General features: G+C 64.2%; 18 protein-coding genes. 13 read left to right on the top strand and 5 right to left on the bottom strand.

From position 1 onward, the window contains the following. Window position 1 precedes the first annotated feature (1 nt). Entirely contained in the window at window positions 2-1,828 is a 1,827-nt protein-coding gene (locus VF285_RS07905) for a sodium:proton antiporter (protein WP_346952078.1), read from the bottom strand. Continuing rightward, window positions 1,818-3,236 (bottom strand): chloride channel protein, encoded by a 1,419-nt coding sequence (locus VF285_RS07900; RefSeq protein ID WP_346952077.1) that lies wholly within the window; start codon window positions 3,234-3,236, stop codon window positions 1,818-1,820. The genes VF285_RS07905 and VF285_RS07900 overlap by 11 nt, the downstream gene beginning before the upstream one ends. 112 nt (window positions 3,237-3,348) lie before the next feature. Here VF285_RS07900 and VF285_RS07895 point away from each other — a divergent pair, with 112 nt between their 5' ends. From VF285_RS07895 to VF285_RS07875, 5 genes are all read left to right on the top strand, one after another. Next, window positions 3,349-4,305 (top strand): TAXI family TRAP transporter solute-binding subunit, encoded by a 957-nt coding sequence (locus VF285_RS07895; protein ID WP_346952076.1) that lies wholly within the window; start codon window positions 3,349-3,351, stop codon window positions 4,303-4,305. 93 nt (window positions 4,306-4,398) lie between these two features. Further along, window positions 4,399-6,426, top strand: a complete 2,028-nt coding sequence (locus VF285_RS07890; protein ID WP_346952075.1) for a TRAP transporter permease — start codon at window positions 4,399-4,401, stop codon at window positions 6,424-6,426. Window positions 6,427-6,460: 34 nt separating this feature from the next. Further along, a complete protein-coding gene (locus VF285_RS07885) occupies window positions 6,461-6,880 on the top strand; it encodes a DUF1850 domain-containing protein (protein WP_346952074.1) in 420 nt (139 codons plus the stop codon). A gap of 49 nt (window positions 6,881-6,929) precedes the next feature. Further along, the gene (locus tag VF285_RS07880; protein ID WP_346952073.1) at window positions 6,930-8,414 is read left to right on the top strand and encodes a DUF2868 domain-containing protein; all 1,485 of its coding nucleotides are present in this window, start codon (window positions 6,930-6,932) and stop codon (window positions 8,412-8,414) included. Further along, entirely contained in the window at window positions 8,407-9,858 is a 1,452-nt protein-coding gene (locus VF285_RS07875) for a DUF3482 domain-containing protein (RefSeq protein ID WP_346952072.1), read from the top strand. Before VF285_RS07880 ends, VF285_RS07875 begins: the two co-directional genes overlap by 8 nt. Before the next feature lie 27 nt (window positions 9,859-9,885). On the opposite strand, the gene VF285_RS07870 is transcribed toward VF285_RS07875, so the two are convergent. Continuing rightward, window positions 9,886-10,491: a glutathione S-transferase gene (locus VF285_RS07870; protein WP_346952071.1), complete on the bottom strand. Its 606-nt coding sequence runs from the start codon at window positions 10,489-10,491 to the stop codon at window positions 9,886-9,888. Window positions 10,492-10,605: 114 nt separating this feature from the next. Between VF285_RS07870 and VF285_RS07865 the strand changes: the two genes are divergently transcribed. The 5 genes from VF285_RS07865 to VF285_RS07845 all read left to right on the top strand — a co-directional run bounded on the left by VF285_RS07865 (window position 10,606) and on the right by VF285_RS07845 (window position 15,854). Further along, window positions 10,606-11,133, top strand: coding sequence for a carboxymuconolactone decarboxylase family protein (locus tag VF285_RS07865; RefSeq protein WP_346952070.1), 528 nt, complete (start codon window positions 10,606-10,608; stop codon window positions 11,131-11,133). Window positions 11,134-11,335: 202 nt separating this feature from the next. Next, window positions 11,336-12,808: a DEAD/DEAH box helicase gene (locus VF285_RS07860; protein WP_346952069.1), complete on the top strand. Its 1,473-nt coding sequence runs from the start codon at window positions 11,336-11,338 to the stop codon at window positions 12,806-12,808. A gap of 24 nt (window positions 12,809-12,832) precedes the next feature. Beyond that, on the top strand, window positions 12,833-13,462 hold the full coding sequence (locus tag VF285_RS07855) for a LysE family transporter (RefSeq protein ID WP_346952068.1): 630 nt from the start codon (window positions 12,833-12,835) through the stop codon (window positions 13,460-13,462). Between the two features lie 19 nt (window positions 13,463-13,481). Further along, a complete protein-coding gene (locus VF285_RS07850; RefSeq protein WP_346952067.1) occupies window positions 13,482-15,092 on the top strand; it encodes a peptide chain release factor 3 in 1,611 nt (536 codons plus the stop codon). Between the two features lie 111 nt (window positions 15,093-15,203). Next, a complete protein-coding gene (locus VF285_RS07845) occupies window positions 15,204-15,854 on the top strand; it encodes a hypothetical protein (protein WP_346952066.1) in 651 nt (216 codons plus the stop codon). Here the strand turns inward: VF285_RS07845 and rpoN are convergent. After that, a complete protein-coding gene (gene rpoN, locus VF285_RS07840; protein WP_346952065.1) occupies window positions 15,851-17,188 on the bottom strand; it encodes an RNA polymerase factor sigma-54 in 1,338 nt (445 codons plus the stop codon). The two genes, VF285_RS07845 and rpoN, sit on opposite strands and share 4 nt — an antisense overlap. Before the next feature lie 20 nt (window positions 17,189-17,208). On the opposite strand from rpoN, the gene VF285_RS07835 reads away from it, so the two are divergent. Both VF285_RS07835 and leuA read left to right on the top strand, forming a co-directional pair. Beyond that, window positions 17,209-17,766 carry a hypothetical protein gene (locus VF285_RS07835; RefSeq protein ID WP_346952064.1) on the top strand — a complete coding sequence of 186 codons (558 nt, stop codon included), beginning with the start codon at window positions 17,209-17,211 and terminating at the stop codon, window positions 17,764-17,766. Window positions 17,767-18,017: 251 nt separating this feature from the next. Continuing rightward, window positions 18,018-19,721, top strand: a complete 1,704-nt coding sequence (gene leuA / locus VF285_RS07830; RefSeq protein WP_346952063.1) for a 2-isopropylmalate synthase — start codon at window positions 18,018-18,020, stop codon at window positions 19,719-19,721. A gap of 16 nt (window positions 19,722-19,737) precedes the next feature. Here the strand turns inward: leuA and VF285_RS07825 are convergent, their stop codons facing one another. Then, entirely contained in the window at window positions 19,738-20,085 is a 348-nt protein-coding gene (locus VF285_RS07825; RefSeq protein WP_346952062.1) for a DUF1840 domain-containing protein, read from the bottom strand. Window positions 20,086-20,179: 94 nt separating this feature from the next. Here VF285_RS07825 and VF285_RS07820 point away from each other — a divergent pair, with 94 nt between their 5' ends. Next, a complete protein-coding gene (locus tag VF285_RS07820) occupies window positions 20,180-23,953 on the top strand; it encodes a phospholipase effector Tle1 domain-containing protein (protein ID WP_346952061.1) in 3,774 nt (1,257 codons plus the stop codon). The last annotated feature ends 8 nt before the right edge of the window (window positions 23,954-23,961 follow it).

Raw genomic sequence — 23,961 nt, 5'->3', positions numbered from 1 at the left:
CTCACGCAGCCGTGCCCGGCATCGCAGCCGCCGGCACCACTGCGTGCAGCCCGATCACCGTCCAAGCGGCCTCGGGCTGCAAATCCTGATCCAGCGTGAACGGCACGGCATAGCCCTTGGGGCTCACCGCAAAAAGCGGGAACACCGTGCGGGGAACCCCTCTGCCACAATACTGCTCGAAGCTGAAAGCCTCGGACAGGCGCGTGGCCTTGATCTGCGCGCCCTCCATGAGCAGCGTAGAAAGCCGCCAATACCCAAGCCCTGGAGCAAACAGCGTGCGGCCACGGTACTCAGGGTCCAGCGCATGTTTCTCGGAAGGCCCGTCGAGCTCTGATCGCGGCAGGCTGAAGACGTGATGTTTGCCGTATTCATCGCGCCCTCGCACCATGATGAGCTGATTCAGGTGATCGCGGGCGCCCAAGGCCAGCAACCGCCCCAGACCCCCAGTATCCAGATTGAGATGAGCATGCTCCGAAACGGGGCTGCCATAGTACGTGGGCAGGCCCTGCATCCGCGCCTTGGCCAGACTGTACCAATCGCTGTCGCACAGACGCACCGGGACGTTCTGTTCCTGCAAAGCCAGGCCCACGGCACGCGCTACAGGGTTGGCACCTACGATGAGAAAGCCCACCGGGTCGGGCTCTGTCGCCCGCAAGAGTTTGGCCACGGGCCGCGCGGTCAGGCTCTGCCAGATGACCGTCCCTATGATCACCACGAAAGTGAGCGGCAGCAGCTGCTCGGCGTGAGGCACGCCAAAATTCTGCAGCCGGATGGCAAACAGCGCCGACACTGCAGCCGCCACGATCCCGCGCGGAGCGATCCACGCGATCAGTGCCCGCTCGCGCCACTTGAGCGGCGACCCCCAGGTCGAGAACAATACTTTGAGCGGGCGCCCCACCGCCATCATGATGACCAGCACGGCAAGCGCCTTCCAGCCCAGCGAAGACAGCAGCCCCAGATCCATGCGAGCGGCCAGCAAAATGAAAAGCGCCGAGAGCAGGAGCTGACTGAGCGTTTCCTTGAATTCAAGGATGTCCGCCACCGGAACACCCGGGCAATTCGCCAGCCAGATCCCGAGAATCGTCACCGCCAGCAAGCCGGATTCGCTGTGAATGGCATTGGACCCGGCAAAAGTCGCAAAGACTATGGCCAGCACCGACAGGTTCAACAAAGAATCCGGCAGCCAATTACGCCGCAGCGCCGTGCTGGTGACCCACCCGGCCGCGGCACCGACTGCACATCCCATGAGCACTGTCACACCAAACACGAGCACGGCATGGCTCCAATCGTGCGTGGAGTGCAGGGCAATCATCACCTGAAACGCCAGCACGGCCAACAAGGCCCCGATCGGATCGATCAGAATGCTCTCCCAGCGCAGCGCGTGCGCTACGGGCGCTACCGGGCGCACTGTCTTGAGCAACGGCGCAATCACGGTGGGCCCCGTCACGCACGTGATGGCCCCAAACAAAAATGCCAGATCCAGCGGAAACTCCATGATCCAATGTGCCGCAACAGTGGTCACTCCCCAGGTGATGAGCGTGCCCACCGTCACCAGGCGCCGCACCACCTGTTTGAGCTCACGAATCTGGTGGAACTCCAGCGTAAGGCTGCCTTCGAACAGAATGACCGCCACGGACAGCGAGATGAACGGGAACAGCAATTCACCAAACAGACCATCCGGGTCCAACCAGTGTTCCATCGGACCGACGGCCAGTCCCGCCAGCAACAGGAACAGAATGGCCGGCATGCGCAAGCGCCAGGCCACCCACTGCGCCACCATGGCCACCACGCCAATGCCAGCAATCACCAATTCCGGACTAAGCGTCATGTCGATCTCTCCAGGAAGCCCTGCACTCCTGCCACCAGACGCGCCAGCCTCGACTCCTGATCCGGCCCCACAGCTTCAACAGGCTATAGGACAAATGGGTTTTTTCCTGGCCGACCGGGATCTCGGCCTGAACTCGTATCCAGGACGACTTGGCATAGCCCAGGCGTTGACCCGGATACACGCTGCGGTGCCCAATGATGAGGTAAGACGCGATCGCGGCACCAGCCACGTACAGAGTTCCGACGGTGCCACCAAACAGCTCCACTCCCATAAGAATCGCCGCCAGCGGCGTATTCGAGGCCGCCGCCACCACCGACACCAGGCCCACTGCGGCCCCCAACGTAGGGGCGATGCCGAACAAATGGGCAAAGGCGTTGCCCGCCACTGCACCGATCACGAACTGAGGCGTCACGATCCCGCCGTAGAATCCTGATCCCAGCGTGATCGCCACCAGCAGAGTCTTCCAGAAAAACCCGAGATAGGGCATGGTCTCGCCGCTCAAGGCACGGTCCATAAGGGGCAGACTCAACCCGAGGTAGTCGGTGGGAATCACCATCACCAGCGCCGCAATCAAGAGGCCGCCCGCCACCGGCATGAGCGGCGGCCAGACCTTGAACCGCGTCTGCAAGTGGTGGCAGGTGTTGCGCACGGCATAGATCATGTCCACGAAGATGCGCGCCACCAGCCCGCACAGCATCCCCACCAGCACGATGCGCAGGAACAGCGACTCCGAAAACGCCGCCACCCCATGCATGAAGAAATACTCGTAGGGGATGCCCATGAACTGGCTGACCTGAAACGAGGTCACCCCTGCAATCAGCGCCGGGAACAGAAAGTCATGCCGGATGCGGCCAATGATGAGCATCTCCACACCGTAGATTGCGCCCGCGATGGGGGTGCCAAACACGCTGGCAAAGCCCGCACTCACCCCGCAAGCGACGATGCGCTGGCGCAGATCGGCGTTCAGCCGAAACACCTGGCCCACTACCGCCGCCAGCGACGCGCCTATGTGCGAGCACGGCCCTTCCTTGCCCGCCGAGCCCCCACTGGACAAGGTGATGAGCGCCGCCACCGGCTTGATCCAGAGCGTGCGCCACGGCATGTGCCCACCCTGCTCATGGACGGCAGCAAAGATCGAATCCTTCAGCTCCGGCGTACCCAACCTGCGGTAGCCCGGCCCCATGAGCAGCCCATTGATCAACCCCGCGGCGGGCAGCGTCAGCCAATACGCCCACAAGGGCAGATGCACCGTACGGTCTGTCAGGTAGAACAGCGCACGTAAAAACACGCTGGTGCCCACCCCCACCACCAGCCCGGTGATCGTGGCGAGCACGAGCCACTGCACCACGGTGGCCAGCATCACGGCGGGTTCCAGCCAATCCACACGCGGCATGACGGGTCGTTTCATGAATGTAAGTATTTCTTCTCGGCTGATTCTTTAGGGTGATTCCGGAGTTTGAAGCTGACACAAGGCTGATACCATGCGGGGCTACAACAACAGGTGAAGAGGAGTTTTTATCATGACCATCACAAAATGGCTGGCGGCGTGCGCCATGGTCGCGGCCACCGTGGCTGCGGCACCGACCCAAGCTGCCACGCAATTCGTCAATATTCTCACAGGCGGCCAAAGCGGCGTGTACTACCCGTTGGGCGTCGCCCTGTCCCAGATCTACAACAAGCATATCCCCGACGCCAAGTCTACGGCTCAGGTCACCAAGGCGTCAGCCGAAAACATGAACCTGCTGCAGGCCGGGCGCGGTGAGCTGGCTTTTGCCCTGGCAGATACGGTGTCTGACGCCTACGCGGGCAACACCGAAGCCGGCTTCAAGGCGCCCCTGAAAAAGCTGCGCGGGATGACGGCCACGTACAACAACTACATCCAGATCGTGGCCAATGCCGATTCCGGCATCAAGACGTTGGCTGACCTCAAGGGTAAACGCATTTCAGTGGGCGCGGCGCGCTCGGGCACCGAACTCAATGCCCGCGCGGTCTTCAAGGCGGCGGGCCTGAGCTACGACGATTTCAAAAAAGTGGAGTACCTGCCGTTTGGCGAATCCGTCGAACTCATGAAAAACCGCCAGCTGGACGTCACCCTGCAGTCCTCCGGCCTCGGGGTATCTTCCATCCGGGACCTGGCCACCTCGGTAAAGATCGTGGTGGTCCCCATCCCGACTGACATTGTCCAGAAGATCGGCAATGCGGCCTATCAGCCGGCCACCATTCCGGCAGGCACGTACGAAGGCATGACGGGCGACACCCCCACGGCGGCCGTACCGAACTTCCTGGTCACGGCCAGCACGGTTCCCGACGACCTGGTCTACCAGATGACCAAGGTGTTTTACGAAAATCTGGACACCCTCAAATCGGCACACAACGCAGCCAAGACCATCCAGCTGCAAAACGCCCTCAAAGGCATGCCAGTGCCGGTGCATCCAGGGGCCGAGCGCTACTACAAAGAAGTGGGCCTGATCAAATAGGCTTCAGCCCCCCGAAAACACGCCGCACGCCCCGGCGGTCCAGATGACAGATCCGGACCGCCTTTTTACCGTTTCGCCGCTCAGGATGACCCCATGAGTTCTCCTCACGACATGCTCGACCAGCCCCTGCCACGCGCCATCTTCTGGATTGCGGTGGCTTTTTCCAGCTTCCAGATCTGGACCGCTGCCTACAGCCCGCTCTCCAGCCAGGTGATCCGGGGCATCCACGTAGGCTTCGTGATGCTGATGATCTTCACTTTGTATTCGGGCGGACGCACGGGCTCCTGGGGCAAGTGGCTGGGCTGGGGGCTGGGCATCCTGGCCTTTGCGCTGGGTCTGTATCACTGGGTCTACGAGGCCGACCTCACTGCCCGAGCCGGGCAGATGACCGAGGCCGACATGGTCGTGGGTATCCTGACCATCGTGCTGGTCTTCGAGGCCACGCGACGCATGATGGGTTGGGCCTTGCCCATCATTTGCGGCATTTTCCTGCTCTACGGCCTGTTTGGCCAGTACCTGCCCGGGCCGTTCGTGCACCGGGGCTTCGGGCTCGACCAGATCGTGAGCACGCTCAGCTTCGGGGTGGAAGGTATCTACGGCACGCCCACCTACGTGTCTTCGAGCTACATCTACCTGTTCATCCTGTTCGGTGCCTTTCTGGAACAGGCCGGCATGATCACGCTGTTCAGCGACTTCGCCATGGGCATGGTGGGCCACACGCGAGGCGGTCCGGCCAAAGTGGCGGTAGTGAGTTCCGGCCTCATGGGCACCATCAACGGTTCGGGGGTGGCCAACGTGGTCACCACGGGCCAATTCACCATTCCGCTCATGAAGCGCTTCGGCTATTCGCCGGCCTTCGCCGGCGGGGTTGAAGCCACCTCCAGCATGGGCGGCCAGATCATGCCTCCCGTCATGGGCGCCGTGGCTTTCATCATGGCCGAAACGCTCAACATCGCGTACATCGAGGTCGTCAAGGCTGCCGTCATCCCCGCCATCCTGTACTTCGCCACGGCCTTCTGGACCGTCCACCTCGAAGCGGGCAAGCGCGGGCTGCACGGCCTGGCCAAGGAAGACTGCCCAGCCCCCTGGAAGGCCGTGCGCGAGCGCTGGTTCCTGCTGCTGCCGCTCATCGGTCTGGTACTGCTCCTGTTTTCGGGCTATACCCCCCTCTTTTCCGGCACCGTGGGCCTGGGCCTGACGGTCGTGCTGATTTTCGGCGCCGCCGTCATCCAAGGGGTGGGCGCCCACTGGCTGCGCTATCTGTTCTGGTTGCTGCTGGGCGTAGCCTGCGCCGGCTTCGTGCAGTTCGGTGTCAGTGCCTTCTTCGTCATCGTGGCCGTTCTGGGCGTGCTGCTGGTGGCCCGCACCCAGGGCCGCCACACCCTGCGCCTCGCACTCGACGCGCTGGCCGAAGGCGCTCGCAATGCCTTGTCAGTGGCCATCGCCTGCGCCCTGGTGGGAGTCATCATCGGCATCATCAACCTGACGGGTGTGGCGGCAGAATTCGGTGGGCAAGTCATTGCCATCGGCGAGAACAACCTGTTCTTCGCGCTCTTCCTCACCATGGTGACCTGCCTGGTGCTGGGCATGGGAATCCCCACCATCCCCAACTACATCATCACCAGCTCGCTGGCCGCCCCCATCCTGCTCAAACTGGGAGTGCCGCTCATCATTTCGCACATGTTCGTATTCTATTTCGGCATCATGGCCGACCTCACTCCGCCAGTGGCGCTCGCCGCCTTTGCGGCCGCGCCCATTGCGCGCGAAGACGGCCTCAAGATCAGCATCCAGGCGCTGCGCGTGGCGGCAGCCGGCTTCGTGGTGCCCTACATGGCGGTGTACTCGCCGGCGCTGATGCTGCAAGGCGGCAGCCTGCTCGCGGTGGCCTACGTCACGTTCAAGGCCGTGGTGGCGATCGGGCTCTGGGGCGCCGGCATCACGGGTTACCTGAAGCAGCGCATGAACTGGGCCGAGCGTGTCTGGGTCGTGGCGGCAGCTGCGCTGCTGGTCGCGGCTGTTCCCATGACCGACGAGCTTGGCTTCGCCGCCACGGCATTGTTCCTGATCTGGCATCTCACCCGGGGGCGGCGCCCGCCGCAAACCCTCCAGGAAGCCGCATGATGCGCCTGCACGAAATGTCACCGCTGGCCAGGCCATGCCAATGATGCTGGCCACGCTGGGCGTGTGTCTGACGCTGGCGGCTGCCCCCAGCGTACCGGCGCGTTTCGTCCCGGTGCGGCACTTCACGCTGGCCTGGATGCACTCCATCGAAAAAATCCGCTGGGAAGAGGACTACACCGTCCGGCCGGACGCTTCGGGCAAGCCCATGCTGGTGGCAGGCCACGCGCGGATTCTGGGCTCGGGCGCCGGCATGGACCCTCCCCCCGATGCCGTGCACCATGCCAACGGATGGTACGAATACCAGCCCCACACCGCCCCTCTGGCCATTCTTCGGCTGACGCGCTCGCCCTACACCGCCGACTACGACTGGTGTGTGCAGGGCCACTGCGAACCACTACGGGCCATCATGCCCACGGATGGCGACGTCACCGTCCTCAAACCTTGCAGGCGTTAAGCACCCCGTCAGGCGGTATCATGGCGACTGAATCCACGCTCCAGATCCCATGAGGAATCCCACGTCTCCTGCCGATTCGACCGATCGTGCAAGGGCCACGACCCCGATCCACGCGCCGATTGCCCCAGACGAAGCAGCGGACGGCCGCCTGTTTCAATGCTGGCAAGCCGAAGCCGTGCGGCTGCGCGAGACCCACTGGGGCCCGCTGGAAGACCGGCTCGCCTGCCAAATGGCACTGCAGAGCGCGCCCACGCTGGAAGCGCGCATCGTTGCTCGCGCGGCCTGGCTCGCGCGTCAAGGTGGCCTGCACACGCGTCTGAGGCAGTGGGCGGTCAGCGCCCGCTGGGCCTTGTGTGCGCTCTGGCTGGCCGCAAGCCTGGCAGGCCTGGGGGCTGCCGCCGCAGCGCTTGGCCAACCCCACAACGCCGTCAATCTCTCACTAGCGCTACTGGCGCTGCTGGGTCTGCACACCCTGACCTTCCTCATCTGGCTGATGAGTCATCTTCCGGGGATTCCAGCCTCCACGGCGCTCTCGCGCCTATGGCTATGGCTCACCAAACGCCTGGCCCACAGTCCTGACAGCGCCCTCGCGGCACAGGCCTTCGTGTCGCTGACAAGCCGCATGCGTGCGTGGCGAAGCATACTGGGTCTCATCAGTCACGGCGCCTGGACCCTCGCCTTCCTGGGCATGGTTCCCACGCTGGTGATGCTGCTGAGCACTCGCCGCTACACCTTTCACTGGGAAACCACGCTGCTCTCGCCACAAGCCTTCGTCGACCTGACCCGTGCGCTGAGCGCCTGGCCGCAACAGCTGGGGTTCCCGCCGCCTGGTTCGATCGAAATCGCCGCCAGCGTGGGGACCCAGCCCTTGGCAGCCAGCGTGCAGGCCGATTGGTCCTGGTGGCTCATCGGCTGCATCGTGGCCTGGGGCCTGATTCCGCGCGCGGCCGCCCTGCTCTTCTGCGTCTTGCACCTACGCCAACGACTGCGCCAGCCACTGGTGGATGCGCACCTGCCGGGCTGGCTCGAGTTGCGCGAACGCCTGCTGCCCACCCACCATCACCTGGGCATAGACCGGCCTGCACCTGGCGACTGCCTCACACACGAAGCTGCAGGCCAGCCAGCACCGTCTGGCAACCAGACGGCGATCCTCGCCTACGAATTGGGCACCAACCTCGACTGGCCGCCGCCCTCATTGCCCGCCACCATCGAAGACTGGGGCCGCTGTGACAGCCGCGACGACCGCCTGCGCATCCGGCAGCGCCTCGAGCGGCCGCCCGCTCACCTGCTGCTCGCCTACGATGCACGACTCACCCCCGACCGAGGCACGCGCGCCTGGCTCCACGAACTGCGCCATCGCTGTCCGGATCTCGCCGTGTTGTCTCTGGGCACTCCCGCAATCGACGACGCCAACCCCAATTCAGTGGCCCACCGCGTGTCCGCATGGACCTCCATGCTGGCGTCCCTCAACATTGAGCAGATCCAAAGCCTGTCGGACTGGCTCAGCCGGGTCGAGAACGCTTCGCATGACTGATTCCCTGATCCCCATCGACCTGGCCATCGTCGGCCATACCAACACCGGCAAGACCTCGCTCATGCGCACGCTGCTGCGCGACGAACACTTCGGTGAAGTTGCCGATAGCCCCGGCACCACCCGCCACGTCGAAAGCACTCAACTGATCACTCAGGACGGGCAGCCCATCCTGATCCTGCGCGACACCCCGGGGCTGGAAGACGCCATGGGCGCCCTGGACTACCTGGAACAACTCATTCCAGACGGCGAGCGGCCCGACGGCCCAGAGCGCATCCAGCGCCTTCTGGACAGCCCCGAATCGGCGGGCCGCTTCGAACAGGAATGCCGCGTGCTCTCTGCGGTCCGTGATGCCCATGCGGCCCTGTACGTCATCGATGCCCGCGACCCGGTGCTCCCCAAGCACAAGGACGAACTCCAGCTGATCGCAGCCTGCGGGCGCCCCATCCTGCCTGTCCTGAACTTCACGCTCAGCGCACAAGCCCATCCCGACACCTGGCGCGAAGCGCTGGCTCGCCTGGGGCTGCACACCAGCGTGGATTTCGACACGGTGGCCCCCGCGCTCGACGGCGAAGCCCAGCTGCTGGACAGGCTCGTCCTCATGCTCGATCAGCATGCCGCCACCTTGCAGACCCTGCGTGCCGACCTGGTTCAACAACGGTTGCAGCGACTGCGCGACGCCACCCGCCTGGTGGCCGAACTGCTCATGGATGCTGCCTCGCTGCGCCTGCCCTGCTCGCAAGCCCCCTCCGACATCGCCGCCCTGACACGGTCGCTACGCACGCGCATGCGCGATCGCGAGCAGGACTGCGTGCACGCACTGCTCAAGCGCTATCGTTTCAGCAAAGCCACTTTCCCGCACCACCCCTTGCCGCTGGAGGGCGAACGCTGGGGCATGGATCTGTTCAGCCCCCAGACGCTGCGCGTCTTCGGTGTCCAGCTCAGCAAAGGACTGGCGACCGGAGCCATGGCCGGCGCCACCCTGGATGTCTTTACTGGCGGCCTGAGCCTGGGGACGGCGACGATTCTGGGCGCCGCCATCGGAGGGGCCTGGCAAGGCGCCAATCAGTGGGGGAAACGCTTGATGAGTCTCATGGCCGGCCACACTGAACTCACCGTGGACGACGCCGTCCTGCACCTGCTGGGCCTGCGGCAGATCGCCCTCATCCGCGCACTGGAAACACGTGGCCACGCCGCCCTGCGGCCCATCGAGGCCAACCTGATGCCGCCCGAAGACGCAGCCCTGCCGGAGGCAACCAGCGCGGCGGCTCCAGATCCGGCCCAACCCGCAATTGCCCAGAATCGCCTGCCACCAGGGATACAGGCCATCCTGCGCGAAGCCCGCAGCCATCCGGAATGGTCGCATGCCGGGGGCCACGTACCCGCCGACGCCCGGCGCGACCTGCTGGTGGGCCAGATGGCCCAATCCTTGTTCGACATTCTGTGATCCAGCAAGCGAGCGGATAGCCGCCAGTCAGCTCTTGAAGGCGGTCGCCTGCATCGAGGCGCGCTGGCTGAACGAAGCCATCCAGGCATCCAACGCCGGGCGCGTGCGGCGCCAGCCCAGGTCGGCAAATCGCAGGTCGAGGTAGCTGAGCGCGCAGGCCAGGCCAATCGTCCCGAGATCAACCCCGGCGAGGCACTGAGCCGCCGTCCGCTCCACTTGATCGAGCGCGCTCAGGACCTTTTCTTGCTGGCCCTGGCTCCAGGCGTCCCAACGAAACTCAGCCGGCCGAAGCGCAACCTCGTAGCGCATCAGCAAGGCCGCATCCAGGACGCCGTCTGCCAGCGATTGCGTCACACGCACCTGCCACCGGCTTGCATCCTTGGGAACCAGCGAGCCGCCCGCCTTCTCATTCAGATAATCGCTGATGACACGGCTGTCGTACAACACCATCCCGTCATCGGTCATCAGGGTCGGCAGCTTGCACAGAGGGTTCACTTGCATCAGCTCGGCATTGTGTGTCGTGGGGCCAGTTGAAAGCATCTTCACCTGCAGCTGATCGAAGAGCCCCAGCTCATGCGCCACCACAAGGCACTTGCGAGCATAGGGCGAGGTCACCGAACCAAATAATTTCATCGTCATTCCAGTCTTTGCCCAAAAGCCAAACCCACGCGTGCTATCACCACAGCACGCCCAGCCTTATTGTTACCATATCTTCAGCGCACCGACCAGTGCAGAAAGGAACCCCTGATGGCCCGAATCGAATATGCAGACCTCACCGCACCGGCTGCCGCCCAACTGGCTCAACGCATCGTGGCCGAACGCGGCAGCGTGCTGCACCTCTACCAGATGCTGCTGCACAGCGTGCCCGTGGCCGAAGGCTGGCTGCGGTACCTGACCGCCATCCGCCAGCAAACCCAGCTGAACGCCGCCATCCGCGAAATGGTGATCATGCGCATTGCGCACCTGAACCACGCGCCCTACGAGGCCGATCAGCATGCGCCCATCGCGCGACGCGAGGGCCTCGACGACGCACAAATCGAGGCCCTTGCCCAAGCAACACCGCCGGCGTTGCTGTTCAACGCAAGGCAAAACGCCGCGTTGGCTTATACCGATGCCATGACGCGTGAGATCCAGGTCGCCGATCCGGTATTTCAGGCAGTACGGGAGCAGTTCGGGGCGCAGGATCTCGTCGAACTGACTGCAGTCATCGCCGCCTACAACATGGTTTCCCGCTTTCTGGAAGCCCTGCAGATTCACTCGAACGATCCACGCTGAATCCGCCTTGCCTCCAATGGGCACTCACGCGCTATAATTGTGGGCTTCGCGCCGCCTACCAGTCGCTGCGCGTCAAAGGGATACGAGCACAAGGTTGAACCTTGTATCGGCAACGTCCTTCTTCCTTTCAGACACTCTTCATTCGTCAGCCTCGATTGGTATCCCTCGACTCGAGCGATAGGCGGTCGCTGGAGCACTATTCGTGGAATCAACCATTACCTTTGCCTCGCTAGGCCTGGCAGAGCCCCTGCTGCGCGCCGTTACTGACGCGGGCTACACCCATCCCACCCCCATTCAGGCGCAAGCCATCCCGCGCGTCATGACGGGCGGGGACCTGCTCGCCGCCGCACAAACCGGTACGGGCAAGACCGCAGGCTTCACCCTGCCCATCCTGCATTACCTGCTGCAACACCCTACGGCCAAGCCCATGCCGGGGCGCCCACGTGTCCTGGTGCTCACGCCCACCCGCGAGCTCACAGCCCAGGTCGAAGAATCCGTACGACTCTACAGCAAGTACACCAAGGTGCATTCCATGGTGATGTTCGGCGGAGTCAACATCAATCCCCAGATCGCCGCCCTGCGGCGTGGCCCCGACATCCTGGTGGCCACCCCGGGTCGCCTGCTGGATCACGTGGGCCAGAAGACCCTGGATCTGTCCGGCATTGAAATCCTGGTGCTGGACGAAGCCGACCGCATGCTGGACATGGGCTTCATCCATGACATCAAGCGCGTGCTCAAACTGCTGCCCAAAGAACGGCAGACACTGCTGTTCTCGGCAACGTTCTCGGACGAGATCCGCGGGCTTGCCCAGCACATGCTCAACCACCCGGACGAAGTCTCGGTGGCGCGGCGCAACACGGCCTCAGAACTCGTCACCCAACGCGTCGTGATGACGCAGCAGTCGCACAAGCGCGACCTGCTGAGCCACATCATCCGCAACAGCGGCTGGCATCAGGTGCTGGTGTTCACGCGCACCAAACACGGCGCCAACCGCCTGGCTGAAAAGCTCGAAAAAGACGGCCTCTCGGCCGCTGCCATCCACGGCAACAAGAGCCAGGCCGCCCGGACTCGGGCCTTGGCTGGATTCAAGGATGGCAAGGTGGCAGTGCTGGTCGCCACAGACATCGCCGCGCGCGGCCTGGACATCGAACAGCTGCCTCAGGTCGTGAACTTCGAGCTGCCCAACGTGCCCGAAGACTACGTGCACCGCATCGGCCGCACCGGCCGTGCCGGCAGCACGGGATCGGCCCTCTCGCTGGTGGATGCCTCCGAGATCAAGCTGCTCAAGGCCATCGAGCAGCTCATCAAGCAGCCCATCGAACGCCAGGAAATCGAAGGCTGGAACCCCTCCATGGCCACGGCAGACTCGGCCCCCGACGCACGCGAGCAGCGCGCCATGGCGCGCCTGCAGGGCGACTTCCGGGGCGCACCGCGCACCTCGGGGCGCCGCGATGGCGCTCCCGCGAACCGCGAAGGACGCCGCGACGGCACTCCTGCCGGGCGCAACGGACGCCGGCCGGCCGCCACGGGTGACCGACGCACCGCGCAAGAGCCGCGCGGCGGCCGCCCTTCCGGCGGCAACCGCCCTGCCAGCGCAGCATCGGGGGCCCCTCGGCGTGACACCCGTGCACGCACCGGCGGCCGTGCGGGTGCTTTGCTGCACAAGGCCGACTGACCTTCGACGAACTGGAGCATATTCATGGCTCTCTCGACCTGGTTGGCATTCTTTGCGGCGTCCTGGGCCATTTCATTTGCGCCCGGGCCCGGGGCCATCTGTTCGATGGCATCGGGCCTGAAATACGGCTACCGGCAAGGCCTCTGGACCATTTTCGGCCTGCAGCTCGGCATCCAGTGCCAGCTCTTCATCGTGGCCGTAGGCGTGGGCGCCCTGCTGGCGGCATCCGACACGGCCTTCAACGTCGTGAAGTGGATCGGCGCGCTCTACCTGGTGTACCTGGGCGTAAAGCAGTTTCGCACCGACGCCATGCCTGTCACGGTCGAAGCCGGACAGCCCTTGGACCGTCACCCCGTTCGCACCCAGATCCTGCACGCGTTCCTGGTGAACATGACCAATCCCAAGGGCACCATGTTCCTGCTGGCCGTGGTGCCTCAATTCCTGGACGTGAGCCGTCCACTTGCGCTGCAATACGTCCTGATCGGCGCCACCCTGTCGTTCACCGATCTGATTGCCATGAGTTGCTATACTTCGCTCGCCTCGCGCATGTTGCTGCTGCTGCGCAAGCCCGGCCGCATTCGCTGGATGAATCGAGGCTTCGGCTCCCTGTTCATCCTCGCCGGCACGGCGCTGGCCGCGTTCAGCAAGAGCTGAATCTCCACTCCACATCATCATGAGCCTGACTGCAGAAGTCGCCCGTCGACGCACCTTTGCCATTATTTCCCACCCGGACGCCGGGAAGACCACCCTGACCGAGAAGCTGTTGCTGTTTTCGGGCGCGATCCAGATCGCCGGCAGCGTCAAGGCGCGCAAGGCCAGCCGCCATGCGGCCTCCGACTGGATGGAGATCGAAAAGCAGCGTGGCATCTCGGTCGCTTCCTCGGTCATGCAGATGGAATACCGCGACTGCGTGATCAACCTGCTCGACACCCCGGGCCACCAGGACTTTTCCGAAGACACCTATCGCGTACTCACGGCAGTGGATGCGGCGCTCATGGTCATCGACGCCGGCAACGGCGTGGAACCGCAGACCATCCGCCTGCTGCAAGTCTGCCGCGCCCGCAATACCCCCATCATCACCTTCATCAACAAGATGGACCGCGAGGTGCGCGAGCCGCTGGAGTTGCTCTCCGAGGTGGAAGCGCACCTGGGCATGGACGCCATCCCGTTTTCCTGGCCTGTCGGCATGGGCCGGCATTTCGGCGGCGTCTTCGACATTCCGCACAACCACATGCGCGTCTTCCGTGCCGGCCTGGAACGTCACCAGGACGACGACGAGACCGTGGACGGGCTGGACAACCCCGAACTGCTCAAGCGTTTTGGCGACCAATACGAAAAGGCGCACGAAGAGATCGAACTGATCCGGGGAGCCTCGCCGGATTTTGATCACGAAGCCTTTCTGGCCGGAAGGCAAACGCCCGTGTTCTTTGGCTCGGCCATCAACAACTTTGGCGTACGTGAAGTGCTCGACGCCCTGGTAGAACTCGCTCCCCCACCCGGCCCACGCCAGGCGGTGGAACGCACGGTCCTGCCCGACGAATCCAAGCTCACAGGCGTGGTCTTCAAGGTACAAGCCAACATGGACCCGGCCCACCGTGACCGGGTGGCGTTCGTCCGCGTCAGTTCCGGCCATTTCCAGCGCGGCATGCGGCTGAAGATCGCCCGCAACGGCAAAGAGATCCGCCCCAACAACGTGGTGTCTTTTCTGTCGCAACGCCGGGAGATCGTTGAAGAAGCCTACGCGGGCGACATCATCGGCATCCCCAATCACGGTTTGCTGCAACTGGGTGACGTGCTCACCGAAGGGGAATCACTCACCTTCACCGGGCTGCCTTTCTTTGCTCCCGAGCTCTTCCAGGCCGTTGAAGTCAAAGACCCGCTGCGCACCAAGCAACTGCGCACCGGCCTCATGCAGCTGGGCGAAGAAGGCGCCATCCAGGTGTTTCGTCCTGAAGCAGCCGGCGGTGCCCTGCTGCTGGGCGCCGTCGGGCAACTGCAATTCGAAGTGGTCGCCCACCGCCTCAGGACGGAATATGGCGCCGACGCCCGGCTCATGCCAAGCCGTTACAACCTGGCGCGCTGGATTACATCCAAGGACCCCAAGGCCTTGAAAAAATTCATGGATGCCAACGCCGCCAACATCGCCCACGATGTGGTGGACGCAGCCGCCTTCCTGGCAACCTCGCCTGCACAGCTCCGAGTGGCCGAAGAACGCTATCCCGACATTGAATTCCACACCATGCGTGAACACGCGGGGAAGGTATTTGGTGAGCAGACACACTAACCCGCGATTGATGCAACCAGATACCAGCCCGGAGGAGGCATCCCGCGTCGTATGGGTCGCTTCTCCTATAATGAATCGCTTACTGGCATCGATCGAAGAGGAAACCTGCCCATGCCTTGGCGCCTGATCTTCGTCTTCCTGTTGCTGGCCGCAGGAGCCTCCGCGTGGGGGGGACTGCAGCTGGGCGACTGGCTGATCGCGCATGGACCAACCCAGATCCAGCGCGATGAGGCCGTGCGCCCAGAGCTGGTGCACAAAACGCCTATTCTGGATGCCAACGGCAAGCCTTTCGTCGCCTCGGCACCGCAGCCTCTGGCAGACGGCCGTCTCGGAGTTCCTCAGCTTCCAGCCCCCACCGATTGGCACCTGCAGCCCGAATCCCTGCTCAGCGAAAATCGGCCCATTGCACTGGCCACCACCACGATTTCCATGGACCAGGCCATAGCTGCAGCACAGCAGCAAATGAACAGCACCGGCGGCAATGGCCTGCAGGGCATTGCCAACGTGGGCAACCTGGGGAGCCAGGCCGTCCAGCCTGTTGACGTTACCGTGCCACCGCCACCGCCACCACCGCAACAAACGACACTGGCGCAAAACGACCCCAACTGGCAAAAAGCCTTCCACGCCGAGCTGAAAGCCTGCGAAAACGTGGGGTTCTTCTCACGCCCAACGTGCGCCTGGGCGGCGCGCAACAAGTACTGTGAGCCCCACAATGCCTGGGGCAAGGTCGCCGACTGCCCGGCCAAGAAACAGAATTTCTAAGACTTGCGCAGGCTGGCGGGCAGCACGCCCATCGCCTCGCGGTACTTGGCGACCGTCCGGCGCGCCACCACCACGCCACGCTCGGCCAGCAACTGGGCAAGCCGCATGTCCGACAATGGCTTGCTCGCAAGCTCGTCAGCCAGCAGTGAGGCCATGAGCACCTGCACCGCCTGTGCAGAGGTCTCGCCTCCGGATTCCGTCGCCACCGCCGCGCTGAAGAACTGACGTAATTCAAACACCCCCCACGGGGTAGAAAGATATTTCAGCCGCACGGCGCGCGAAACGGTGGATTCATGTAATTCCAGCAAATGCGCAACGTCCTTCTGGGCCAGCGCACGCAGCCCCGCCATCCCCTGCTCACGAAACCCGGGCTGCTGCCCGATGATGCATTCCGCCACCCGCAGCACGGTCTGGCGGCGCTGCTGCAAGCCCTGCAACAGACTTCGGGCATCCCGCAATTGCGCCAGCAGGCCGCCTGCATTCTTCAGGCCTTCGAGATCTGCTGCAAGCCCCGGGCTCACCCGGATCGGCCGCTCCACGGCGGGGTTCATGACACACTGCCACTGCCCCCGCACCACCCGCACCAGGACGTCCGGAACCGCATAATGCGTGGCTTCCGCCGACCAGGCTCGCGCGGGTCGCGGCTCGAGCTGGCGCAGCACGGCGCGGGCCGCCTCCAGCGACTCGCGGTCGCACCTCAGGCGGGCACACAGCTGCCCCCAACGGGCTGCCGCCAGATCGTCCAGGTGTTCCGTCAGCTGCGCCGCCAGATCCAGCAGGGGTTTTGACCACTCGGCATGTCGCACATGCAACTGCAAACGCAGGCATTCAGGCAGGTCGCGCGCCGCGACTCCCGCCGGGTCGAACGACTGCAGCAGACGCAGCGCCACCCGCCATTCAGCATCAGCCACCTCGATTCCGTCAGGCAGCTGTTCGGCCAGCACCTGCGGGTCGAATTCCAGGTAGCCCCGGTCGTCGAGTTCACCAATCAGCGCCCAGACCAGCGCCGCATCGCGCTCGCTGACGCGCGTCGCATGTAACTGTTGCAACAAATGCTCTGCGAGACCCGGTGTGTCGGCAGGTTCCGGGATATCATCCGACACAAGGTGTGACCGACCGCTTCCCCAAGGCGAGGCGTCGACCACAAGCGGCTCTGCGCCTGACTCGGGCGCCTCGTCCGCAAGTTCCAGCAAAGGATTGGTCGCCAGTGCCTGATCGATTTCAAGCGCAAGTTCCTGCGACGAGCACTGCAACAAATGCAGCGCTTGCCGCAGCTGCGGCGTCAGGCTCAGTTGCTGGCGCTGAGCCAATCCCAGAAAAGGTTGCGATTGCATACTCAATTAAAATCAGGCTCATGAATCCGGAACAGACGCTGACACCCACCACCCAGGACCATCTGCTGCTGGGGAAAATTCTGATCAAACTGACGGCCACCAGCAAGATCCTGTCGGCCATTCTGGTCGTGGTCATCGTGCTGGCCTGGTACGACCTGCTCAACCGTCTGTTGGCCTTCGGCAAAGGCATAGACTACACGGGCAACCACTTCATGGGCGCTGACGCCTCGGCCCTGTTGCAGCGATACAACCCGTATTTCTGGTGGGCGCTGATCATTTTATGCACGATCCTCATCCTCTACCTGCTGACGCTGGCCGTGCGCGCCATGGCGGATCGCGTGCGCCTGAAACTCGTGGACGACGGCTCGGTCACCCAAATGACTGACCGCCTCTCTGCACCCGCACTGGATGTGCTGCTCTGGGCCTGGCGCGAACGCGACGAGCCACTGCGCGTGGCGGACCTGCAGCTGGCCAGCCGCGCCCTGCGGGCTGGACGCGCAAGGCGCCTGCAACAAGCAGCCCTGCAACTGGCCACGTTGGAAGACGCGAGGGCACGGAAATCCTTGCCAAGTGCATGAAACTATGTTTGACTAATGGTCATGAACGCGACGCGCACCTTTTCTACCGCCAGCCTGCAGGCCTCTGCAGCCGGCTGTGTGCGCCTTCACCCGCGGCAAACCGCGCGTCCTCTTCTGGCCCTGTCGGGCCTACTGCTGCTAGCGACCGGTTGCCGAGCCTAGTGCCTTGTGGCAGTTCGGTAGCCCGCATACGCCACCCCGGTTTTTGCCCGAGCCCGTGATCCGGGCCACCTTACCCGACAGACATCGCCATGATCAAAAATCCTTCTGACAAATACGTCCCCTTCACGCCGTTCGCCCACGATTTTTCCGAACGCACCTGGCCCAGCCGCCGCATCACCCAGGCCCCCATCTGGATGAGCACCGACCTGCGCGATGGCAACCAGTCCCTGATCGAACCCATGAACATCGAGCGCAAGCTGCGCCTGTTCGACCAGCTGGTCAAGGTCGGCTTCAAAGAAATCGAAGTCGGCTTTCCCTCGGCCTCGCAGACCGAATTCGACTTTCTGCGCACCCTGATCGACGGCAAGCGTATCCCCGACGACGTCACCATCATCGTGCTCACGCAGGCCCGCGAAGAACTGATCCAGCGCACGGTCGAAGCCTGCGCCGGCGCCCGTGAAGTCATCCTGCACCTGTACAACGCCTGCGCCCCAGCCTTCCGCAAGATCGTCTTCCACATGAGCCGCGAAGAAATCCGCGACATCGCAATCGCCGGCACCAAAATGGTGAAGGCCGCCATTGCCACTCAGCCCGCCACCCACTGGCGCTACGAATATTCCCCCGAGGTCTTCAGCACCACCGAACTGGATTTCGCGCTGGACGTCTGCAACGCGGTGGTCAACACCTGGGAGCCCACGGTTGACGACAAGATCATCCTGAACCTGCCGGCCACGATCGAGTCCACCACCCCCAACGTGTATGCCGACCAGATCGAGTGGATGCATACCCATCTGCCGCAGCGTGACAAGATCATCCTCAGCCTGCACCTGCACAACGACCGGGGCACAGCGGTGGCTACGGCCGAACTGGGTCTGATGGCGGGGGCCGACCGGGTAGAAGGCTGCCTGTTCGGTAACGGCGAACGCACCGGCAACGTCGACCTGGTGACCGTGGCGCTGAACATGTACACCCAAGGCGTGGACCCCAAGCTGGACTTCTCCGACATCGACGAAGTCCGCCGCTGTGTGGAAGACTGCAACCAGTTGCCGGTGCACCCGCGCCACCCGTACGTGGGCGACCTGGTGTTCACAGCATTTTCCGGCTCGCACCAGGACGCCATTCGCAAAGGCATGGCCCTGCAAAAGCCCGACGCCGTCTGGGAAGTCCCCTACCTGCCCATCGACCCGGCCGACCTGGGCCGCAGCTACGACGCCATCATCCGCGTCAACAGCCAGTCCGGCAAAGGCGGCATTGCCTACTTGCTGGAGCACGAACAGGGCCTGGTACTGCCGCGCCGCCTGCAGATCGAATTCAGCCGCGCCATCCAGCGCGTCACCGACGAAACCGGCCACGAGGTCACGCCCAAAGACGTCTTCGACATCTTCTCGAGCGAATACCTGCAGCTGGATGCTCCCTGGACATTGATTCGCCACCGCATCACGGGCAGTCCCAAGACCACAGGCCAGAAGCAGTTTTCGATTGAAGTCGAGGCTCAGATCGACGGTGAAACCCGCCATCTGACCGGGACGGGCGACGGTGCGATATCCGCCTTTGTCGACGCCCTGGGAATCGATGCCCGGATCATGGATTACCAGGAACACGCAATCGGCACCGGCACCGACACCAAAGCCGCCTCGTACGTCGAGATGCGCATTGGCGATGCGCCCAACGGTTTTGGGGTGGGGATTCACGAAGACATCGTGACGTCTTCCTTCCTGGCAATCCTGAGCGCGGTCAATCGCCACGCAAAAGCAGGGGGTGTGGTAACCCCCAAGGCCTCGATAGCCGCCTGAACCCCCGCCGCCCCGCTTACCAAGAGGGGGCGGGCTCCCAGGTGACGTCCTCATCTTTTGCACGCGCCAGCCGCAGCATGGTCAGCAAAGGCCATGCGCGGCGGCGCATGCCCACGTGCTGCGAAATAGGGTGCTGGGCAGAATCGTCATGATCTCCTGAAGCATCGGTATCGGGGGCCAGATCCGCAGCCACCAAGGCTTCGATGCCGGCAATGGCCTGATCGAGCTGCGCCCGTGTGATCACCCCGCGCTCGGGCAAATTCGGCGTGTCGAACTTTTTTCCGGCGGCTTGCAGAATGGGTTTGGCGTGCTGCGCAAACATCAGGACCTCGGCGGCGGATTTCGACTGAAACAAAATGAGCATGATAGGGTTCCCTACATTGGACACATCCATACACTAACCTAACTGGCGCGCGCTTGCCAAGCAGCAGAATGAGGGCTCTGACAGGAGCCCTTCCATGCCCAAGACGACCGCTGCATGCCGCCTTCGAACCGCCCTGCAGATTGCGTGCGTATGCGTGCTCGTGGCCATCCGGGGAGGGCCAGCGCAAGCGCTCGTCCCGGGCGTATGCCGGGCCCCGGCCGACCACCCGCCTTGCGGGGCCAGCAGGGAAAACGCGGCCATCGAACCCGATCTGGATCCGGGGGTCAGCAACCCCGTGCATCTGGCCACGGGCGAGAAATACCTGCGCGAAATCGACCTGCCGACTCCGCTGCACAGCGGGCACCCCGCCTTTATCCGCTTTTACCGCTCGCGTCCCCCTCAGGCTCCAGACACAATCCTTGGGCCGCACTGGACCCACCAATACGACACCCGGCTCGAATTTCACCCGCTGGGCGCCCTGCTCGTCGAGGCAGACGGCCGACGCCTCGCGTTCAATGCCGCAGGCGCCGGGCCGGATCACAGCGCAGGCCTCCTCCAGCATCTGGCAAAACCCCAAGCCCGGTCACCCGACACTGAATCCACCCCCACCTGGCGCCGGGTGGAGCCGGATGGCCTTGAACAGGATTTCGACAGACATGGCCGCCTGCTCGCCGTTCGACGAACCGGGCAACCTCCGACGCTCATCTCGCGGCACCCCACGGGTCCACTTGCCGGGCAGATCCATCAGATCCGTCATGCCGGCGGCACGCTCACGCTGCAATACGACACGACACCAGGGCCACCCCTGCTGACGGCGCTGCTCACGCCGCTGGGGACTTTTCAGTACCGTTATGACACGGCGGCAGGCTCCTCAGCTCACACACCGACCAGGCTCGCGGAGGTTCTGCGCCCAGACGGCATGCGTCGCATCTACCACCACGAGCCCGAACATCAGGCGGGCCACCGCCACGCCATCACAGGCATCACACTGGCCGGCCCCAAGGGCCAGCACTGGCGGGCACGCACCTGGGCCTGGGACACACAAGGCCGCGTCGTTCAGGCCAGGTCGGGGGAATCCGACACTCACCGCCTGCGCTTCACGTATGACCTGCCGGGGCCACAGCCCGGCCTGCACCTCACCCGAGTCCACGGTCCTCATGGCCAAACGGATCTGACGTATCGTGCCCAGGCAGGCCGCACGCTGGCCCTGAGTGCCAGCACCCAAGCTTGCAAAGAATGTCCCCGCCAGTCATACCCGGTAGAACGCGACCGCCAGGGCAGGCTCGCAGCCATGGGGCCCCTGCAGATCTCGCGCTCTTCCACCGGGGCCATCCAGCAGCTGCAGCTCACGCAGAGCGGTTGGCCGGAGCTCATCCTGGATTACGACGCAATCGGACAACGGATAGCCTGGTCCAGCCAGCTCACGGGCAAGACTCGAGCCTCATACGATGCGAATCAACGGCTCCGGAGCCTGCACCATGCCAATGGCGACACACTGGACATTACCCGAGACGCCGCGGGGCGCCCCCGCCAACTGCACTACGCGGCGGCGGGTCAGGCCCCGATCACTGTGGCGCTGCAATGGCACGGCACCCACCTGCGGCGGCTTGTACACCCCAACGAAGAAGAGACTCGCCAGTACGACACCCAAGGCCGCCTGAGCATGCGCTCCGTCCGCCGCCCCCACCCGGTCGGCACGCTGCACTACCAGGAACGCTTTGCGTACGACATCGCAGGCCGGCTGCTGCGCCACGACCTGCCAGAAGGTGGCGCACTGCACTACCGCTGGGCAGACGGCAACCGCGTGCGGGCCATCACCTGGGCTCCGGCGCAGGGCCCCAGCCAGCCCGTGATCGAGACCGTGGCCGGCCAAGCCGGCTACCGCTATGGCAACGGTCTGCACCTGCAGACGGCGGCCTCGGGGTCCGACATCCACCTGCTGCTATCACAGGGATCGCATCCCCTATGGGGCGAACGCCGTACTCTGGACACACAGGGCCGCATCCAATCGCTGCACCACTTCAGAAGCGCCGCGGGCACCCCCACAGCACACATTCGCCAGGATTACGCCTACGACCTCGACGATCGGCTCGCGGGGTTACGCGAAACCGAGGGCGACACGCCCAGTCGCCACACCTGGCTTGCCTGGGCAGAGGATGGCCGCCTGGCCGGCCGCCACACGAAGCAGATCGGCGCGCTGTCGTACTCACGCGCAGCCGCCCTCAGCCCCATCCCGCGCGACGCCTCGGGTCTGCCGCTGTCGGTACAGGGCCATGCACCGAGATACCAGGCCCAGCGCCTGCTGTCCGAAATCCGCACCCGACAAGGCGTTCAGCTGCACTATCAGCACAATGCCCAGGGCCACACGATCCGCCGCCAGGCAGGCGCGCACGAAACCGAGCGCTACTACCTGGACAACCGGCTGGTGGCGATCTGGCACCGCCCCGAGGCCGGACATTCAAAAGACCTGATCCGCCCCACGTTTGGCGTCACGCAACGCTACATTTATGCCCACGAAGTCCCTGTGGGTCTGCTGCAAACCGATGCCCAGGGCAGTACGCAGCTCTACGCGATTCATGCAGATCTCACCGGCCGCCCCGTCCTGGTCACGGATGCACAGCGCCAGATCCGCTGGTCCGCGACCTACGACGCCTTTGGCAAAGCCCGCACGCAAGGCGACCTGACCCTGCCGCTGCGTGCCCCCGGTCAGGACGAGGACCCGGCCACCGGTTGGCACGACAACGTCTTTCGTACCTATCTCCCCGAACGGGGCCAGTATCTGGAACCCGACCCTCTGGGCCCGGTGCCGGGCCAACAAGCCCTCGGGTACGCAGCCCAGCAGCCCATGCGTCACGCCGATCCCTTGGGCCTCATCCTCCTGTCATTCGATGGCACACGATTCGACCGTCAAAACCAGGGCAACGTGTGGAAGCTCACGCAGGCCTACGACGACGGTCCGGCCTTTTATCGCGGGGGCCCCGGCAACAGTCAGTCCCTGGACTGGGACGCCCTCACTGCCGCCAGCAGCGGCCAGATCCTGCGGACGCAATGGCAATCGCTGCTGGGTGCCCTGCAGCGCGCTCAAGGGGCAGCGCAGGCCATCCCCATCGACCTGCTGGGGTTCTCGCGCGGCGCGGCGCTCGCCCGCGATTTTGCCAACCGCATCGCACGCCAGACGCGCGACGGCTGGTTTTCGTATGACGATCCGCTCCTGGGAACCATCGGGCTGTGCGTCAACCTGCGCTTTCTGGGGCTCTTCGACACCGTCGCCCAGTTCGGCCTGCTGGGCGCCGCCAACGCCGGCTACGACCTGACGCTGTCAGGGGCCTGGCAATGGGTGGCCCACGCGGTGGCACTGCACGAATTCCGCACGCTCTTTCCGCTGGTATCGGCCACCCTGGGAGGCAACGGCCACGCCGTCGAGGTCGGCTTCATCGGCGCACACGCCGACATCGGCGGCGGCCTGGCCCGCAACGATCAGGGGCAGCTTGCGCCCGGCGGCGATCTGTCGGACGTGGCGCTGAACTGGATGCGCTGGCAGGCAATGGCGGCGCTCGTGCCCATGCGCCCTCTGCCGGCCGAAGACCAGCGCGTCACGCAGGCACTGCTGCACGACGAACGAACCCCCGCAGAACGCCTGCTGGGCAGCGACCGCATCGTGCAGGACACCACTGCGCGTTCTCTAGGCCCGCAGAGCGCAACCGACCACATCGGAGCCGCCCAGCGTCAGGCGCTGGACGCCTTCATCCAGCGGATCGGCGCCTGGCAAATAGCGTCTGGCAACATCGTCGGCACGGTGGACATGCGCGGCTACGACCAATGGTTGCAGACGGAACTAGGACTGCCATCACTGGCAATCGAGAACTAGGGCCTACG

Origin of the sequence: Castellaniella sp. (assembly GCF_036379515.1) — a bacterium.
In the GTDB taxonomy this organism is placed as follows: domain Bacteria; phylum Pseudomonadota; class Gammaproteobacteria; order Burkholderiales; family Burkholderiaceae_B; genus Castellaniella.
Note: the sequence above shows the minus strand (reverse complement) of the source record. Positions and strands in the feature narration are given on the sequence as shown.